Origin of the sequence: Chryseobacterium sp. X308 (assembly GCF_020733145.1) — a bacterium.
In the GTDB taxonomy this organism is placed as follows: Bacteria; Bacteroidota; Bacteroidia; order Flavobacteriales; family Weeksellaceae; genus Chryseobacterium; species Chryseobacterium cupriresistens.
The window spans coordinates 42,023-60,466 of sequence record NZ_JAJFZH010000004.1; the positions used below are offsets into that span (position 1 = coordinate 42,023).

General features: G+C 36.9%; 18 protein-coding genes. 9 read left to right on the plus strand and 9 right to left on the minus strand.

Annotation, left to right across the window (positions count from 1 at the left end; translation table 11 throughout):
* The first annotated feature begins 250 nt into the window (after positions 1-250).
* Both LIV57_RS06395 and LIV57_RS06400 read left to right on the plus strand, forming a co-directional pair.
* Positions 251-400, plus strand: coding sequence for a hypothetical protein (locus LIV57_RS06395; protein WP_227941927.1), 150 nt, complete (start codon positions 251-253; stop codon positions 398-400).
* 345 nt (positions 401-745) lie between these two features.
* Positions 746-946, plus strand: a complete 201-nt coding sequence (locus tag LIV57_RS06400) for a hypothetical protein (protein WP_110011430.1) — start codon at positions 746-748, stop codon at positions 944-946.
* Positions 947-1,284: 338 nt separating this feature from the next.
* Here LIV57_RS06400 and LIV57_RS06405 read toward each other — a convergent pair whose 3' ends face one another.
* Positions 1,285-2,916 (minus strand): tetratricopeptide repeat protein, encoded by a 1,632-nt coding sequence (locus LIV57_RS06405; RefSeq protein ID WP_227941928.1) that lies wholly within the window; start codon positions 2,914-2,916, stop codon positions 1,285-1,287.
* Positions 2,917-3,193: 277 nt separating this feature from the next.
* Between LIV57_RS06405 and LIV57_RS06410 the strand changes: the two genes are divergently transcribed.
* On the plus strand, positions 3,194-4,354 hold the full coding sequence (locus tag LIV57_RS06410) for a thioredoxin family protein (protein ID WP_227941929.1): 1,161 nt from the start codon (positions 3,194-3,196) through the stop codon (positions 4,352-4,354).
* 71 nt (positions 4,355-4,425) lie between these two features.
* Here the strand turns inward: LIV57_RS06410 and LIV57_RS06415 are convergent, their stop codons facing one another.
* The 3 genes from LIV57_RS06415 to LIV57_RS06425 form a co-directional block, all read right to left on the minus strand.
* On the minus strand, positions 4,426-5,118 hold the full coding sequence (locus LIV57_RS06415) for a hypothetical protein (RefSeq protein ID WP_227941930.1): 693 nt from the start codon (positions 5,116-5,118) through the stop codon (positions 4,426-4,428).
* A 288-nt stretch (positions 5,119-5,406) separates the two neighbouring features.
* Positions 5,407-6,204: a hypothetical protein gene (locus LIV57_RS06420; protein ID WP_227941931.1), complete on the minus strand. Its 798-nt coding sequence runs from the start codon at positions 6,202-6,204 to the stop codon at positions 5,407-5,409.
* Positions 6,205-6,426: 222 nt separating this feature from the next.
* Entirely contained in the window at positions 6,427-7,449 is a 1,023-nt protein-coding gene (locus LIV57_RS06425) for a 3-oxoacyl-ACP synthase III family protein (protein WP_202839002.1), read from the minus strand.
* 73 nt (positions 7,450-7,522) lie between these two features.
* Between LIV57_RS06425 and LIV57_RS06430 the strand changes: the two genes are divergently transcribed.
* Positions 7,523-8,422, plus strand: a complete 900-nt coding sequence (locus LIV57_RS06430) for a CorA family divalent cation transporter (protein ID WP_227941932.1) — start codon at positions 7,523-7,525, stop codon at positions 8,420-8,422.
* A 92-nt stretch (positions 8,423-8,514) separates the two neighbouring features.
* Positions 8,515-10,101, plus strand: a complete 1,587-nt coding sequence (locus LIV57_RS06435) for a patatin-like phospholipase family protein (RefSeq protein ID WP_227941933.1) — start codon at positions 8,515-8,517, stop codon at positions 10,099-10,101.
* A gap of 98 nt (positions 10,102-10,199) precedes the next feature.
* Here the strand turns inward: LIV57_RS06435 and LIV57_RS06440 are convergent, their stop codons facing one another.
* Entirely contained in the window at positions 10,200-10,730 is a 531-nt protein-coding gene (locus tag LIV57_RS06440; RefSeq protein WP_227941934.1) for an NAD(P)H-dependent oxidoreductase, read from the minus strand.
* Positions 10,731-10,821: 91 nt separating this feature from the next.
* On the opposite strand from LIV57_RS06440, the gene LIV57_RS06445 reads away from it, so the two are divergent.
* Positions 10,822-11,187 (plus strand): winged helix-turn-helix transcriptional regulator, encoded by a 366-nt coding sequence (locus LIV57_RS06445; RefSeq protein ID WP_227941935.1) that lies wholly within the window; start codon positions 10,822-10,824, stop codon positions 11,185-11,187.
* A 200-nt stretch (positions 11,188-11,387) separates the two neighbouring features.
* Here the strand turns inward: LIV57_RS06445 and LIV57_RS06450 are convergent, their stop codons facing one another.
* Positions 11,388-11,948 (minus strand): DNA-3-methyladenine glycosylase I, encoded by a 561-nt coding sequence (locus LIV57_RS06450; RefSeq protein WP_227941936.1) that lies wholly within the window; start codon positions 11,946-11,948, stop codon positions 11,388-11,390.
* Positions 11,949-12,115: 167 nt separating this feature from the next.
* On the opposite strand from LIV57_RS06450, the gene LIV57_RS06455 reads away from it, so the two are divergent.
* Genes LIV57_RS06455 through LIV57_RS06465 form a run of 3 tightly spaced genes read left to right on the plus strand, consistent with a single transcriptional unit; the run spans position 12,116 to position 14,496 of the window.
* Positions 12,116-13,030, plus strand: a complete 915-nt coding sequence (locus LIV57_RS06455; protein WP_227941937.1) for an alpha/beta hydrolase — start codon at positions 12,116-12,118, stop codon at positions 13,028-13,030.
* A 17-nt stretch (positions 13,031-13,047) separates the two neighbouring features.
* Positions 13,048-13,425 (plus strand): hypothetical protein, encoded by a 378-nt coding sequence (locus LIV57_RS06460; protein ID WP_227941938.1) that lies wholly within the window; start codon positions 13,048-13,050, stop codon positions 13,423-13,425.
* 57 nt (positions 13,426-13,482) lie between these two features.
* Positions 13,483-14,496, plus strand: a complete 1,014-nt coding sequence (locus LIV57_RS06465; RefSeq protein WP_227941939.1) for a TQO small subunit DoxD — start codon at positions 13,483-13,485, stop codon at positions 14,494-14,496.
* A 131-nt stretch (positions 14,497-14,627) separates the two neighbouring features.
* On the opposite strand, the gene LIV57_RS06470 is transcribed toward LIV57_RS06465, so the two are convergent.
* The 3 genes from LIV57_RS06470 to LIV57_RS06480 form a co-directional block, all read right to left on the minus strand.
* Positions 14,628-15,224 carry a hypothetical protein gene (locus tag LIV57_RS06470; protein ID WP_227941940.1) on the minus strand — a complete coding sequence of 199 codons (597 nt, stop codon included), beginning with the start codon at positions 15,222-15,224 and terminating at the stop codon, positions 14,628-14,630.
* 396 nt (positions 15,225-15,620) lie between these two features.
* On the minus strand, positions 15,621-17,198 hold the full coding sequence (locus LIV57_RS06475; protein ID WP_062674556.1) for a DHA2 family efflux MFS transporter permease subunit: 1,578 nt from the start codon (positions 17,196-17,198) through the stop codon (positions 15,621-15,623).
* Between the two features lie 141 nt (positions 17,199-17,339).
* Positions 17,340-18,443, minus strand: coding sequence for an HlyD family secretion protein (locus tag LIV57_RS06480; RefSeq protein ID WP_227941941.1), 1,104 nt, complete (start codon positions 18,441-18,443; stop codon positions 17,340-17,342).
* Position 18,444: the final 1 nt, after the last annotated feature.

Here is an 18,444-nt window from a genome sequence, read left to right on the forward strand (position 1 = left end):
TCTCTAACCCTCCTACTCTCCAACACTCTAACTCCTAATACCTACGATCCGCTACCTGCTACCTGCTACCTGTTACCTAACATCTTTTAACAAACTTTACCGATATTTTACGATTTTCAAAGTCCTGTTAGGAATAATTATTGATTTTCTGTTATTATACACCCCAAAATAAAATAATATGAAAAAGTTATTGCTAACAGCCGTCGGAATAGGAATATTTGCAGTGAGCTGTGGAACCAAAGAATCGACAATGTCAACAAGTAGCAGAGATTCAGCAACAGTAGACAGTACCCAAAAAAGCATACCGCCTACAACTACTGATACGATGACTACAAAAAGGACGAATCCTGATACAATCAAGATCAAAAGGGATTCTATGGCAACGTCTCCTGTCAAATAATATGTATATACGTTTAATTTAAAATGGAAAATCTGCAGATGAAAGCGCTGCAGATTTTTTTATTGGATAACCAGAAATATTGGATATTCAAATTTTTGGCTTGAAAAGACGTTTATTCCATGTTTTTGACTACAGGGGATTATATATTATTTTCTAATGGCGACTAAAGCCCACCCCTATTGAATCCAGATATTTAAAGGAACATCTTTTATCTTTTATCTTTTATCTTTTATCTTTTATCTTTTATCTTTTATCTTTTATCTTTTATCTTTTATCTTTTATCTTTTATCTTTTATCTTTTAATCCTTATATTTGATTAACATCAACAATCAAAAATTAACTATTATGAGAAAATTATGGATAGGAGCAGTTCTTGGACTTCTTTTCCTTGGAAGCTGTGCTCAAAACAAAGAAAAAAGAGAGGAATATAAAGATGCTCACAATAAAGATTCCTTAAGAAACAGAATGGGAGATTCTGCTGTAGCGAACTCCATTCCTTCTCCGGATTCTTCAAAAGTAAAAACCGACAGTACAAAAGTTAAATAAAATCACAAATCCACAGACATCTGTGGATTTGCACTTAAAAAAACTTGACTGAAAAAAAACCGGGCAATCAACCCCGATTATAGGATATGGCAGATATTCTGGTCAGAATATTTCCTTAAAAAGTTAAAAAAATGGGAATTGCAGTTTCTCTTATAATGATCTTAGTTCAGAAATGAAATAAAAGTGATAAGCTGTAACAGAATTGTTATATACTTTGAAACTGCCACAAAGATATGATAGCAGAGGGTTCCTTTAAAATAATAGGTTGTTCATTTTCGTGAAAATGGCAATATAGAATTGAATAAAATATCTCTTTTTAATCATTTTCGGGAAAATGACTATTTTTTATCTGACCAGGTTTCACTATCCAGATATTTGATGTAAGCTGATGGAGAATAGTCTGTGACCGCCTTGAATACCGCAGCAAATTTGCTGTGGGAAGAGAATCCGCATTCATCAGCAAGGATACTTATTTTATACTGTCTGTACCTCTCATCATTGATCAGTTTGTCTACAATATAGTTGATTCTTAAACGATTGATATACGTTTTAAAATCTGCATTTTTATGCTGATTGATAACATAAGACAGATATTTTGTATTGGTGTTCAATTCTCCGGCGAGAAAAGAAAGGGACATGCCTTTATTGTTATAAAGATTACCTTTTTCAAAATCCTCAAGCAGTTCCAGCAGTTTTGATTCTGTTTCCGGGGTCATCAGAGAATCATTTCTTCTTCGGTCTGTCTCGGAGTCTTTTTCATCAATTTCTTCCACAAAAATATTGGAAAACTCAAAATCACCAGATTGTTGTAAAGGATAGTGTGTCCTGTTACCGATCATGTTCAACTGAGTTCTAATGATATTTCTAAGCTTTGACCGCTGTTTTTTCTGTTTTCTTCTAATAAAAAGAAACAGACCAACCAATGAAATGGACAGAATGACAATAGCCGCATTCTTCACTCCATTCATCTGCCCATTTTTTTTGGTAGCTTTTCCTTTGGGATTTTCAGAATTTTTTATGGCAAAACTCTGATTGCGGGCTGCAATACTGTCATAGGCACGCACATATTTTACTGCATATAAAGAAGCCTTGAAATTGTCCCCAATCCCTTCATAGTAATCATTAATATTGGAATAAACTGCTTTTTTAAGCTTAAGGCTCCGGGAAGTATCGGCAATTTTTTCTGCTTTTTTAAGATACAGTTCAGCATCTTTCCAGTTTTTCTGCTTCAGACGGATTCCTCCTAAGCCATTATAAACCAATCCCAGCGTACAGCTTCCTTTTTTTAGCAATCCTTCAGCTTTTCTATAGTAATCTTCAGAGACAGAATAATTATTAAGCTTGAAATAGACATCTCCCAATAGTTGATAAGATGCCGCTGCGGTTCTGTTTTCATTATAGCTGTTGATCTTTTCAAAATATTTCAGGGAGGATTCGATATGCTGTATGGCATTAGGATAATTCCCCATCTCCATTTCGTAGAAGGCCATTTCCTGATTCAGCAGTCCTGCGGCTTCATTACTTTTCTGAAAATCGGTGATCCGGGCTGAAGCCTGCAGCCCTTTTATAATATATTTTTTGGATCTTTCGTATAACCCTACCTGTCTATATTGTCTCGCAAGTAATCGGGTTACTACAGCCATCCATTCAGGATCATTAGTCATATTGATTACCGAATGGGCGTTTTCACTGTAACAGATTGCTTTTTTAAGTTCACCTGCATGATGGTACAGCTCTGAAGAAAGGATAAGACATCTTATTTTCTCTGAAGGCTTTTGTGCCTTCATATAGAGAGAATCTGCAGTTTTAATGGCTTTGGGTAAATCTTTATAGGCTGTAACAGAAGAAGTCCTTTCACAGATAAGATCAAAGCTATTTTTTTTCTGGGCGAATATGGGAACTGCTGTTATCAGCAAAAACAAGAATTTCAAAAGACTTTTAGGCATAGAAAAACAAATTATTATTTTCATTTTATAATAATTCATCATTGATTTCACGGAGTGTCTTTTTGTTTTTTACAAAACTAGTGATATTTTATTTTTTATTAAAATATTATATTGAAATTTAATCATTTAACCAAAAACATCAATTTACATTAATTTTAATAATAAGACAGAAATAATATATGGTTTTCTTTAATATAAACTGATATCTGTTTTAAAACCAAAATTCCTGTATAATTATTTTCAATATGGACGGCTCAGGTGTCGTCATATTTATTACATTTGCATGGAATAAAAAGTTTTTATGAAAAAAATAGCCATACTTTCCTCAATCTTTATAGGAGTCCTTGCATGGGCACAGGGAATTAAATTTGAAGAAGGCAATTTTGCCTCCATTCTTGCCAAAGCAAAAAAAGAAAAAAAACTGGTCTTTATTGATGCATATGCCTCATGGTGTGGGCCTTGTAAACTGATGGTTAAAAATATTTTCCCACTTCAGTCTGTGGGTGATTACTATAATTCCCATTTTATCAATGCTAAAATTGATATGGAAAAAGGAGAAGGAATTGAGCTGGCCAAAAAATATAATGTAAAAGCATTTCCTACCTACCTGTTTATTGACGGAAACGGTGAAGCTGTACACAGAACCTTAGGATATGTGGAAGAAAAAGACTTTATCCAGTTTGCAAAAGACGCGGAAGATCCCAATAAAAGGCTAACCTCTCTGAAACAGCAGTTTGAAAAGGGAGAAAAAGATCCTGAGTTTTTAAAGAATCTTGCCGGACTTACCATGTATAACGATACTGAGTTTGCCGGAAAGGTCCTTAACCGCTATTTTCAACAGAAAGCAAGCTTAGATCAGGAAGATATCCAAATGCTTCTTTCAGGTGTTCAGACTACAGACAGTCCTTTATACAAAATTTTCCAGGATAAAAAAGCTGATATCGTTAAATTCTTCCCGGAAGATAAATACGAAAAGTTTGAGAAAAATATCAAGCTGAATACTATTTCTAAAAAAGCTTATAATCCGGATACTAAAAAATGGGATGACAGCTATTTTATGGCCGAAGCACAGAAATTTCTAAGCAAAGAAGAGGCCGACAAGATCTTAAAAAGAATGAAAGCTAACAGAGCTTTAAAGAATAAAGATATTCCTGAGTATGAAAAGCTGATCCTTGATATCTACAAAGATTATTCTGCAGCAGGTTCTGAAGAACTGAACTCTCTTGCATGGAACTTCTTTGAAAATGTGAGCAATAAAGCTTCTCTGGAAAAAGCCATTGCATGGGCACAGGAATCTGTAAAGAAAAACCAGAACTTTGCCAATACAGATACTTTAGCCAATCTTTACAATAAGGTAGGTGATAAGAAAAATGCAAAAATATGGGCTGAAAAGTCTATTGAACTGGCCAAAAGCACAGGACAGGATTCTTCCGACACAGAAAAATTATTAAAAAGCCTTTAATAAGGCTCTGCTTATAATACAAAAAAACCGCAGAACTGAGGTCCTGCGGTTTTTGTTTATTTTATTAATACTTAATTATTATAGACTAAAATCTGCATCTTGGTAAGCATTGATTCTACGTCACCATTATATCCAGAGTAAGTAGTAGGATTTACATTTACTTTTGCAAGACCTGACCAGGCAGCATACTGTACTTTAAAAGTATATGTACCCGCAGGAAGCGTTACGGATTTTAGAAAAGTTACCGGTGTAGGAAGATCATTCAAACCTCCTCCAGCTCCTATTTTAGTGGTATAGGCTGATGATATTTTAACATTATTCTGTGCCAGAATAAAAACCCCCTGGCTGGAAACACCACCACTAGGGAAATTAGTGGCATATCCAAGAATGGTAAACAAAAAAGTTTGGGTACGTCCTGTTGGCACCGTTAAGGTAATTGTTGCTCCAGGTACGTCAATTGTTGTTCCCTGAGCTGCGGTTGCTTCGGTAGTTCCCTGTACATAATAAGCGCCGTTAATAGTTCCGCTTATTGTATTTAGGGTTTGCCATGAAGGAGAGGCTGCAGGTCCATTAGAAGTTAAAATCTGACCGGTGGTTCCTGCAGAACCTGCCGTTGTGGCATTTCCTCCTACATTGATTTCATTGACCACTTGTAATGAGCCGTTAACGTGCAAAGTTTTCTGAGGATTCGAGGTTTCTATTCCAACTTGGGCTAGCGAAAATAAAGGAACTAAAAAAGCCCCAGGTAATAAATAGTTTTTCATGTTTGTTTTTAGAATTTTTAACAGAAATAAAATTACAACAAAAAACAATCAAATAATTAGCATAATAATGAATGTTTTCAATTAAAAAAGATAAAACATTTTATAAACTCTATATTCTTTTACACAAGTTTAAGAATCAACAAAAAAACATACAAAACACTGACAATCAAAGAATACAATCAACTATTATGATCACAAAATAAACCTTTTATAAAACAAAAAAACCATAAACTTGAGTTTATGGTTTTTTCACTTAATTTCATTCTGGTTATGATATCCTAAAAAGTATTAATTGCCTATTCTTAATATGGAAACCTGTGTAGATTTTTGAAAAAGGCTCATTCCAGTTCCCAGACAATTTCCTGACTGTCCCCTTCCCAACTCAATATTCCATACATAATTGGAAGTGATTCTTGCAGTAAATGTAATGCTTCCTCCATGGTTTGCATTAATACCGGACACATGAGATGCTGTACTATGTACCCTTTGAGTACCACCAGAACTCCCAACCGGAAAATCTACAAAATAAGAGGAAAGATCGCAGGATCCATTGTTATGGAGTGCTTCATACGTAAAAGTGATCGTGTACAACCCCGGAGTAAATGTAATCTGGGATGCTCCTGCATAAGTCACCCCGCTTCCCGAACTGTTGGCTATCTCCAATACAGGAGCAAGAATCTGTTTCTGCCCATTAACTTGTGTACTTAAAAAATTATTCATAGTGGAATTTAATTGATAAATAGCCGGTCTCGGGATCCCCAAAGTATTCAGAGTAGAAACATTCGCAATAGCGCTCCATTGGCTGCCATCATTATAATAGAAACCAGGGACCACATCGTTAGGAGAAGTGCCCGCTGTTGCCGTATTATAAACTAGCATACCTGCCACATTCGCGCTAAGTGGTGCAGGAGAGTTGGTACTTGTCAGAGCAACCCTTGGAGGTAAAAGCCCCTTATTTGTAGAAACAATATCCAATGCTGCATTGGAGTTAGGATTGGGAGTATTAATACCTATACTTCCTGTTTGAGCAAAAACATGGAATGATAATGATAATACCATCATTGATAAAATAATTTTTTTCATCATTTTATTATAAATTAAAGGTTGTTCTTTAAAATTGTGCTTTATATTGACTTCCTTGTCATACTACCTGAAGTCATTATGTTGATGTAAATTGTAAGCAAATCGAAATCAACGACACAAAGATATCCAATAAAACATATTATCCAAAGCAATTTATTGAATATCAACTAATTATATAAAATCAATTTAAAAAAAACTACTTAATTTATTAAATGATGAAAAAAATTAAAAATTAAACAAAACACTCCCCCAGGTGAATCCACTTCCAAATGCTGAAAGAAGTACAAGATCACCTCTTTTTATTTTTCCCTGTTCTATCGCTTCACTTAAAGCAATAGGAATAGAAGCAGCGGTTGTATTTCCGTATTTCTGAATGTTGTTGAAGACTTTCTCATCCGGCAATCCGAATTTTTCCTGTACAAACTGAGCAATTCTCAGGTTCGCCTGGTGCGGAATAAACATATCAAGATCTTCAACCGTCTTTCCGGCTTTGTTCAAAGCTTCCATCATGGTTTCAGGGAATCTTGTTACCGCATGCTTGAATACGAAGTTTCCGTTCATGATCGGATATACTTCTTTGTTCGTTACATTTTCAGGATCTTTTCTCATTCTGTCGCTCCATCCGAATTTTGAACCCGGGAACTGGGTACAAAGATCGTCAGCATATTTTCCTTCAGAATGCATATTCATCGCTAAAATGTCACCTGCATTTTCATCTTCGGATGCAGAAAGAACAATAGCCCCTGCTCCGTCTCCAAAAATAACAGACACACCTCTTCCCTCATCAGAAAAGTCCAATCCGAAAGAATGAACTTCTGCTCCTACCACAAGAATATTTTTATAAGTACCGGATTTGATGAATGCATTGGCCACACTCATAGAATACACAAATCCTGAACATTGATTTCTTACATCCAGTGCTCCGATCGTGTCACATCCCAGCATGTCCTGAAGCAGGACACCACATCCCGGAAAGTAATAATCCGGTGAAAGTGTTGCAAAAACAATATAATCAATATCTTTTGAGGTAAGACCAGCATTGCGGATGGCTTTTTCTGCAGCTTTAAAACCTAGATAAGCGCTGGTTTCCTGAGAGTCATATCTGTTTTTTCTGTGTCTTCTTTCCTTGATACCTGTTCTTTCCGTAATCCATTCATCATTGGTAGTCATTAGTTTTGCTAAATCATCATTTGTAACAACGTTATCTGGAACATAAAATCCCACCCCTTTTATTGTACTTTTAATCATATAGTTTTTTAATTTTGGCAAAGATAAAACTTATTTAACACATAGTTTTTCAAAATATTAGTATTTTTACTTTATGCCAATTGATACGATATACAGAACCTCCCAGTGCGAATGGGTAGATGTAGAGGCTCCTACTTTAGAAGACCTGAAATTTCTTCATGAAAGATATGAAATCAACAACCTTCTTCTGGAAGATACGATGGATCCTAATCACCTTCCGAAATATGAAGAAGATGGGAACGTAAAATTCTTTTTACTCCGTGAAAGTACCGAACTGGAAAGAAAGAATTTGAATACCATCAGCGATATCAGCACCAAGATTGGAATTTTTCTGGTTGAAAATACCATTATTACCATCCACAGGATGAAAACCAGAAGTATCACAGAGACCAAGAAAAAAGTCTCCCTGATTCAGGAAGATGTTACTCCTCAGCAAATCACCCTTATGATTGCTATCCTGATTATGAAAAGTTTTGATGATGAATCTTTAAGTCTGTTCGAAACGATGGACAATATAGAGAATGAAATTTTTCTTAAAAACACGAATCATACCAGCCAGATCCGCCGTCTTTACAAACTGAAACGAAAATCGGGCTTGAATTCCCGCGTACTGGTCATCTCTACGGATGCTATTGATAAATTTAAACTCTTGAATTTACAGGACTCCGAATTTGTTGATTTAAAGGACAAGCATAAAGATGTTGTGGCGGATTTTGATCACCTGAATATCCAGATTACCAACCTTATCTCCATGTTTCTGGCACTTTCAGACCAAAAAGCCAACCAGGTGATGAAGGTGTTGGCCATTTATTCTGTTTACTTTTTACCGATCACTTTCATTGCCGGAGTTTACGGGATGAATTTCGATAATATGCCTGAGCTTCATCATAAGTATGGATATTTTATAACATTGGGTGCGATGGCTACAGTAGTAATCAGTACATTTATTTATGTAAGGCGAAAACAATGGTGATTCATTTTTATATCAATATAACGACACAAGGATTTTAATAATCCAATTGATGATCTTTGTCTTTTACCGGCACACCCTCAAAACAAAATACTATGACTACCGAAAACCTTAACAAAATTCTGGAAGATCCTTCTCTTTCACAGGCATCCAAAGATAAATTGCTTGCCTTACACGGGAATATAGCTGCCAAAGAATTCTCTGATCTTCTGGATCAGTCCGGTAATCAGTATATAGAGTTTGTACAGGAAGGTGGCGGTGTGTGGGGAAGCGCACTGGTAGGCTATCTTTATGGTCTGGAAATATTCGGGATCCGTTTTCTGAAAGTAGCAGGAACGAGTGCCGGAGCTATTAACACCATGCTTATTGCAGCCTGCAAAACCAAAGAAGAGCCTAAAAGTGAGCTGATCAAGGATATACTTTTCAGCTGGAATTTTGCAGATTTTATGGATGGGAAAACGTATGTAAAGACAACTCTTCATGCGATGCTGAACAACAAAGATTTTTTTAAGATCAATGCAATTATTGCGGTAATCCTCTTCATTATTCTGCTGAGCATTCCTTTTCTGGCTCCTCCCACAACCATACTGAATGCAAAACTGATGTTCCTGATTCCATTGATTCCGGCTGTCATTCTCTTTTTCTGTATTAAAAAGCTTTACAATAATTTCAGAAAAGAAAACAGCGGACTGAATCCCGGAAATGTTTTTCAGAATACCATGCAAAATGCGCTGGCCCAATTTGGAATACAAACAGTTGCCGATCTCAATAAAAAATTCATTCAGAAAGAAAGAGAGCTCAATCTCAACTACCGCTATGGGAACAGGCAGGAATATTATCAGATGGCTCTGCAAAGCATCGAAAAGATTAGAATCAAAAATCAGGAACACATTGACCAGACCCGATACAGAATTTTCTATGAAAGTGCCGTCAGTAATGATTATTATAAAAACAATCCGTTTTATCTTCTTACCTCAGAATATGTGGTTATTACCACTGATATCAATGCTAAAATTAAGGTAGAACTTCCTACGATGGCCAATCTCTACTGGTCCGAAGAGGAACTGAAGCACATCAGTCCGGCTGAATTTGTAAGAGCCTCTATGGCGGTACCTTTTTTCTTTGAACCTTTCCAGAAACAAATTAACAGAAACGATGATTCTGTAAAATATGCCTGGAGGTATTGGATGAATACCCAACCTGAAAATATAAATCCTGCAGGAGTTTTCATTGATGGCGGCAGTATTTCCAACTTCCCTATTGACCTTTTTCATGCGGATGAAGTTTTTTATCCGAGAATGCCTCTTTTTGGGGTACAGCTAACCAGTGATTCTGCCATTCTTTCTGAAAAGGGAAAAACCAGTGAAGAAATCCTTAAAACACCGTTCAGCTACGCAGGAAATATCATCAGTACCCTGAAAGGTTTTAATGATAAGACATTCCTTACCAAACATACTTTTTATAAGCTATATAGCATACAGACCGTTAACTGCGGCACCAGCAGCTGGCTGAATTTCTTTATGAAAAGAGAAGAAAAGGAAGAACTCTTCAACAGAGGTTTTCAGGCTGCCCTTGATTTTCTCAACACATTTGATTGGGAAAAGTACAAATATGAAAGAATGATGCTTACCATGAAGGAGAAAAAAATACTCAAAGAAGAGGATACGCCTACGGTGGGATAAGGGTTTTGAAGTATTTTTTGTAGGTGTAAATCTTTTTGAATACATACAAAAGTAAGTTGAACCCGTTTTAATTCAAGTTCAACTTTACTTTTATTCAGTTATAAATTGTCCAGAAACTCCAGATACATCGGAACACTTCTGTTGATCCATTCATCGGAAGAATCTCTTTCAATTCCATAATACACAAAAGGTTCTTTATAATCGGCTTTTATATAATCGAAAGTCAGTTCATAAGGTCGGAAAAGTTCATTCATCGTGTATTTATATTCTCCTGTTTCAGAATATCCATCTTCATCTATTCCTGCGGTAACAGCCAGTGTCATTTTCTTTCCGGCCAGTTTGAAACCGCTGTTGCTACCATAGGCCCAGCCATACAAAACCACTTCATCCAGCCATTGTTTTAAAAGCGGCGGACTGCTGAACCAGTAAAAAGGAAACTGAAATACAATCTTGTCATACGATTCCATCAGCTTCTGCTCTTCTGCCACATTGATTTTTCCATCAGGATAAGCTTCGTACAGTTGATGAACCGTGTATTTCTCAGGATATTTTTTTAACTCGTCGATCCATTTTTTATTGATCACTGATTTTTCAATATCAGGATGCGTCACAATCACTAATGTTTTCATTATGTCTAAATTTCTATAACAAAATTACAACACGTTACTTACATTTCGTACATTAGCAACCTATTGTATGGTACTATAAAAAATGTAAGTAATGACTAAAATAAAGGAAACCTCAACCAATTTTGCCAATAAAAAAGCACTTGCTGACGAATGTCCGGAAATCTATGCTTCCAATATTATCGGAGGACAGTGGGCATTGGCAATATGCTGTTATCTGATCAATGGAAAAATGAGATTTGGAGAACTTAGGAAAAAGCTTCAGAACATTACCGAACGTATGCTTACCCTTCAGCTTCGCAGGCTGGAAGACGATAAAATCATTACCAGAACCGTATATGCCGAAGTTCCTCCACGGGTAGAATATGAGCTTACAGAAATCGGTTATAAGCTGAAGCCCATCATTCTTGAGTTTGAGAAATGGGGTAACGAACATAAACAGATTATGGAAAACAAATAAAAGGTTTGGTTAAAGGATTTTTGCAAAGATCTTACACTCAACGGAGACAGGCACATAAAAATGATCTGATCAATTCAATAGAAATGGGCTTGAGCCAGAGCTTAAAATCCTAGCTACCAGCTGACATATAAAAAATGGACTTTCTTTTTCTATTCTTAATTTTAGGAATCCAGGCTTATTAATTGAAAGAAAGTCGTATTCTACTTCCCCTCAACCTCTTTCCACAAAGGCTTTTGATCCAATACTTTCGAGTGTACAGGACAGCTTTCATGATGGGCTCCTTTCAGATATCCGGTACTCATAAGAAATTCGTTGACAATTTCTCCACCTGTAAATTTGAATGTTTTTTTGAAAAGCTTCATCCATTCCTGCAATGTCATAGGATGATGGTGTTCCAGCCATTTTTCAAAGGATCCAAATTCCTTTTGTAATTCAATGATTGTTTTAGCATTTTCAATGGCAGCATTGACCTTTAATTTATTTCTGATAATTCCAGGGTCACTCAACAGCCTTTCACGGTCTTCTTCTGTATAAGCCGCTATTTTTTGAATATCAAATTGGTCATAAGCTTTTCTGAAACTGTCTTCTTTTTTCAGAACCGTTTCCCAGCTTAGTCCCGCCTGATTAATTTCCAGAATCAGTCTTCCAAACAATTCATTATCATCATGGATAGGAAATCCGTAGTGGTAATCATGGTAATTTTTGTGCAGTTCTTTTCTGCTCTCGGGCTGCATTCCTTCTATTGCTAAACAGTAACTCATTTCAGTATATTTTCTATTTTGTAAAACTTTCAGACTGTAAAGATAAAGCAGGATTGTGACAACTGTCAGTCAGTAGTGTTTTAATTTTTAAATTTAACAGCCGTTAAAAAAGCTTTATTACTTTCTGTCCAGAAATTTAGTAGTTTAGAAGACTCAAAACAATTACCATGAGATTACTGTTTTCCCTTCTTTTGATGATAGGTTCAATGTTCTGTAAAGCACAGAATTTGTATTCTAAAGCTTATGGAGAAACTACAAACCCTTCTGTCATTTTTATCCATGGCGGGCCGGGAGGAAATGCAACTTTATTTGAGGGGACTACCGCGCAAAAACTTGCCGACAAAGGATTTTATGTCATTGTTTATGACAGACGCGGTGAAGGACGTTCAAAAGATGAAAGGGCAACCATGACATTTAAAGAAAGTTTTGAGGATTTAAAAGGCATTTATTCCGCTTATAACATCAAAAGAGCCAATATTATTGCCCACAGTTTCGGCGGAATTATCGGAACTCTTTTTACGGAACAATTTCCTGACAAGGTAAAGTCACTCACCCTTGCAGGCGCTTTATTTACACAGCAGGAGACCTATGATCATATTCTTAAAAAGGCAAAAGAGCATTTCAAAAAAGATTCTGTGCAGCTAAAAGAGATTTCAGCAATAGAAAATCTGGATAAAAATTCCGCGGCTTACAGAAAAAGATGCTATGAAACGGCGGGAAAACTTGGCTTCTTTGACATGCCCAACCCTACTCCAGAAAGTGAAAAGCTGAGAAAGGAATACCAGACAGGAGAATTTTATAAAAACAATATAAGAAACCCCAACTCTCCTCTTACATTTTATCAGAATGAACCTTTAAATAACCTTGACAATACTACAGTTTTAAAAGATATCCGAAAGAAAGGAATTCCTGTTTTTGCCATATATGGTAAGAATGACAGTATATTTTCAGAGAAACAGCTTGATGATCTTAAAAATATTGCCGGAAAAAGAAACTTTAAACTGATTGATAATTGTTCTCATTACTTATTTGTAGATCAGCAGGATCATTTTCTGGAATTTATTAAGCTTACATTAAAATAAAGTGTAGTTTTGTAATCATGCTCACTTCAGGACTTCATATGAAAACTTATAAAGGTGTCATTACGATACTTATATTGGTGTTTTCGTTGTCTCCGTGCTCAGTCAAAAGAAATGTTCTTGATATTTTTGACATTCAATACATCAGCGGACTTAATAAGGTAAAAACAACCTCATCGCTCTCTTTCAGCTGTGATACCACTTTTGCTTCTTCAGAAGTTGCAGTTTCAAAAACCAAAATTCAAAACCAGTACCATAAGTTTTTATCTGGTTTTAATTCAGCTGCGTCCAATCTTTTTGAAGAAAAAGCTTTTCTCAATAACTATTCCGGGCATTCTACCGGGAACAGCCCTCCGAAATATATTCTGTTTAAAAGACTGAGACTTCATCTGGTTTAAACTTTTTTTAAGTCAGATTATAAAAAATCAGTTTTTTACAACACAATATTAATTTCAATGAAACATACCTTAAACAGCCAGTCTTCAGACATGGCCGGATTATATACTTTATCCCTCCGTATGGTTATCGGATGGACCTACTTTTCAGCGTTCTGGCGCCGTCTTATCCTTGAAAACAAACTTATTCCCGACGAAAAAGGATATATCGGGGAAAAATTCAATCATTTTTTACCCAATGCACTCGGAATAAAACCAGTTATTGAATATCTGGTGACTCATCCTGATGTTTTACAACGCTCCATGATGATTTTTACCATTATTGAGGCAATTGTCGGATTATTCATCATCCTCGGTTTATTTACCCGGCTGATGAGTATTGGCATTTTCAGCCTTGCTCTCGGGATTTTATTAGGTTCCGGCTGGCTGGGAACAACTTGTCTTGATGAGTGGCAGATTGGTGTATTGGGTGTAGCTGGTGGATTTGTCATGTTTCTCACAGGAAGTGGTCCTTATTCTCTGGATCATTATTTCAGGAAAAACAACAAAAAATTCACTCAAAAAAGATGGTTTCAATGGCTTGGCTCAGGAAATTTTCCTGTGTCAGATCCAAAGGTTTTTGTATTGGCGGGCTCACTCATCATATTTGGGTTAACACTTTTTACCAATCAGTATTTTCACGGAGGTGTGTGGGGAACACTGCACAATAAATCGGTAAAACCGAAGCTGGAAATTTCAAAAATCTCTCATCAGCATTCAAAATTAACGTTTGAAGTTTACAGGACAGAAGGTGCTGATGTGTATGGCTCTTTTCTGATAGGGATTCATATCCTCGACAAAAACGGAAAGATTTTAAAGGAACTGGATCATAAAGAACTTGCCGGAATTCCTAAAGAGGATATTCAGAATCATTATGTTGCCAAAGTGAAACCGGGAAAGCACAGTCTGGTAATTCCCTTAGGAGCAAAAGCTGATGTGACACTGAATATTGATGATATTTTCCAAAAAAATGATATCCACAGTCTGAAACTGATTGATGTAAGTGGTATTGAATGGATAGAAAGGATTGATTAGCGATGCGGGGTGCGAGACGCGGGTTCATGTTTAGACTAAAACTTATCCTTGATTTATTATAGAGAAAGCGGACTAAAGTCCGCTCCTATTGAATGCTGCCTGTACAATTTTCAGGTACTTTATGTTGGAGGCTATTTTTCTGTAACCATGACATGATAGCTGCACTTGCTGTCCGGATCGAGTCTGAGTACTTTTATCTCAAGTAAAACATCCAGTCCCATAGTGTCGCAAATGCCCTGTATAAAAGGTTTGATGACTGGCCATTTCAACAGACCTGCAATTTGCAGGCTATGGGTGATTTTGTGGTAACGGTCTACTCCTTTAATGAGCAATTCGCATTTGTAGTCATTTAATTCTTTAAATTCAAAATTATATTCGGGACTGGATGTGAAAACTGCTCCCATCAATATTTTTGCAACAGCTGGAATTCCAGGCTGCAGATTGGGTTTTGCTTCAAGATTCCTCAGTGTCATTCTTGATCCCAGATCGTACATAAAACTGCTGGAAAGCTGTTCAATAGCTTCGGGTCCGTAAAGTTTTCCAATCTGTTTGAGCATGCCTCCGTAAAAAGCCCCTGTAATATCAGAGAGGCGCTGGGTAAGCTCTGTGAAAGTTCCGGGAAAGAAATCTGCAATAAGCTGAGCCTGATTCATTTCAGGAAGATAGACATCATTTTTTCTGAAATCTGATAATGCCGCGTAAGTTTCCGGCAGTTGAATTTGATTCATATATAATAAGTTATTAGTGGCTTGAAATCATGATTTAGCTAAATAATAAAACGTAATACAATACTTCATACCGTTTTCGGATATTGGGAAATTGCCTTTATGAACTATAAAAAGCAAGTGAAGGGCAGCCAGGTCTGTCAGTTCAATAACCGGAAATCAGATAAAGTGTGACACAGCATTCCGGCAAATCCTTTTGAATGGATTATTAAAAGGTGAGGGAATTTATTCATATTTTTTTCATTTGGTAATGTAAAGCTAGAAAAAATAAATAAACTCTCCAATAAGTGATATTATTTTTTATTTAACAAAATGAAAACAGAAAGTATTGTCTCCTATTATGTTAAGGCAGATACAACAAAAAAAGACCTTCGAAACTCCGAAGGTCTTTTTTAAAATCTAGTGCATGGCTTCACTCAAATCTATTTTTTCTTTACTCTTTCTTTCTTTTACGAGTAAGATAAACGGAATACATATCAGGAATACGATTCCGAGATAAAGAAATACATCCATATAAGATAAAACAGTGGCCTGTTTTGTTACAGATAAGTCGAGCATTTTATAGGCGGCATTCATTGCAGCATCAGGAGTCATCCCTTTTGCTATAAAATTGGCTTTCAATGCTGCCAGCCTTTGCTGAACATCAAAACTGTTTTCGTCCAGGTGGGAAATTAAGTTATTTCTGTACTTCTGTCCTGCATTGGCAATAAAGGTCGTGATTGCCGCAATCCCGAAAGATCCTCCCAGCTGTCTCATCATTCCTGTAAAGGCTGCTCCCTGACCAATCTCCTGCCCTTTCAGGGTACTTAACGACAAAGAGGTAATCGGAATAAATAATAATCCCAGACCCGCACCTCTTACAATCAGCATCCAGAAAAAGGCATCTTTACTGGTATCCGGTGTCAGAATTTTGTATCCCCAGAAACTGTAAACAAAGAAAATAAAGAGCCCTAATGAAACCAGGATCTGCTGTTTTGCTCCTTTTGCCAGCAGCCTGCCAATGATAGGCATCATAAAGGCTGTCGTTAATGCGGCCGGAATCATCAAAGCACCTGACTGAAGGGCTGTCCATCCCAAAATACTCTGGGTATACAAAGGAACGATGAATGTAGAACCATACAATCCGAATCCAAGAACGAATGACATCATAGTCCCGATTCTCAGGTTGCTGTTTTTAAGCACTCTGAGCTCAACAATCGGGTACTTAAAGGTAAGTTCCCGCCAAAGGAATAGTATAAATCCTAAAATTGCTGCTACAGTGAAGGCTACGATCATTCCACTTTCAAACCAGTCTTCTTCATGTCCTCTTTCCAGAATAAACTGTAATGAGCCTACTGTAACTGCCAGCAGAGCAATTCCAAGCCAGTCAACATCTGAAGCTTTACGTTTTTCTGCATATTTCGGGCTTCTTACAAACTGAAGCGTCATCAGCGTTGCCGCAATTCCAATCGGAATATTAATATAGAAAATATAGGGCCAGCTGAAGTTATCAACGATGTATCCTCCAAGAGGCGGACCTAGTGTAGGACCGATAATTACCCCAAGGCCGTAAATAGCCTGAGCCATACTTCTTTTTTCAATCGGATAAGATTCCGTAATAATCGTTTGTGAGGTTACCAGTAAGGCTCCACCCCCGATTCCCTGCATCAATCTGAAGAACACAAGTTCCCAGATATTGGTCGCATTTCCACATAAGAATGAAAATACGGTGAATATAATGATGGATGCCGCAAAGTAATTTCTACGCCCAAACTGCTGTGAAAGCCAGCTCGTCATCGGAACAATGATAACATTCCCGATGGCATACGCCGTAATCACCCACCCTACTTCTGAAAGCGTAGCTCCAAGATTCCCCTTCATTTCATTCAAGGCAACATTGACAATCGTGGAGTCTACAATTTCAAGAAGGGCACAAAGGATGGCTGTAATCGTAATGATTACTCTCCGCGCTCCATATTCTACTAATGAATCTTGCATAAGTTTTTTTTGATGTGAAAAATCAATGATGAATTTTGCTTCGCAAGTGAATGGTGAATTGTAAAGCTTATCGTTTTAATTGACAGCAAAGCTGATTCACTATTGACAGCGAAATTCATTGACTTTTAACAATTTTAAATGTTATTTCAAAGCAACTTCTGCCTTCACGTTCATTCCTGTTCTTAATCTTTTGGCAATACTCTTGTCAAGATTTACAAAATCAATTTTTACAGGAAGCCTCTGAACTACTTTTACGAAGTTACCACTCGCATTATCCGGAGGAAGAATAGAGAAAGTAGCTCCTGTAGCGGGAGAGAATGAGCTTACCACTCCTTCAAATTCCTGATCAGGAAAAGCATCAATCTCAATTTTCACTTTCTGGCCTTCTACCATTTTGTCTACCTGTGTTTCTTTAAAGTTGGCCACCACCCATTTCTGGTCGTTTTTAACCAAAGCAAACAACTGAGCTCCCGCCTGCAGATACTGACCTGCCTGTGTAGGTACTTTTCCAACGTATCCGTCTTCAGGGGCAAGGATTACCGTGTATGACAAATTCAGTTTTGCATTTTCTACATCTACTTCTCTTTGTTTAGCAACAGATCCTGCTACACTGATTTGTTGTGAGCTGGCAGCCGTCTGAGAAGAAGCGATGTGAGTTTGCTGAGCAATTTGGTTTCTCTGATCCACTAAAACCTGCAACTGTCTATCTGCAGATTGTTTTGCTGCCAAAGCCTGCTCATACTGCTGTTCCGTAATAGAGTGGTCTTTTACAAGATTAGCATATCTCTTCAGATCCTGAGAAGTTTTCCATACATTTACTTTTGCCGCTTCAATCTGAGCATTAGCCGTTACTACTGCTGCTTCTGAAGAACCTATATTTTTCGAAGTAGCCGTTGTAGTCGCTTCTGCATTTGAAATGTTGCTTCTGGCTGTAGATAAAGCTGCCTGAGCCTGTTCCAGAGCCATTTTCTGATCTCTGTTATCCAAAATCACCAAGGTATCTCCTTTCTTCACAAACTGGTTGTCTTTTACTTTTACCTGAGCTACATAGCCGGAGATTTTAGAAATTACCGGTGCCATATTGGAAGCAATCTGAGCATCATCAGTCTCTTCGTGATACTGTCCGTAAGTAAAGGCTCTGTAACCGTAGATTCCTCCTCCGATTACTACTGCCGCTAAAATGATAGGAAAAACTAAACTTTTTTTCTTTTTAGGTTCAGCTGCCTGTGTATTATTATTTTCCATT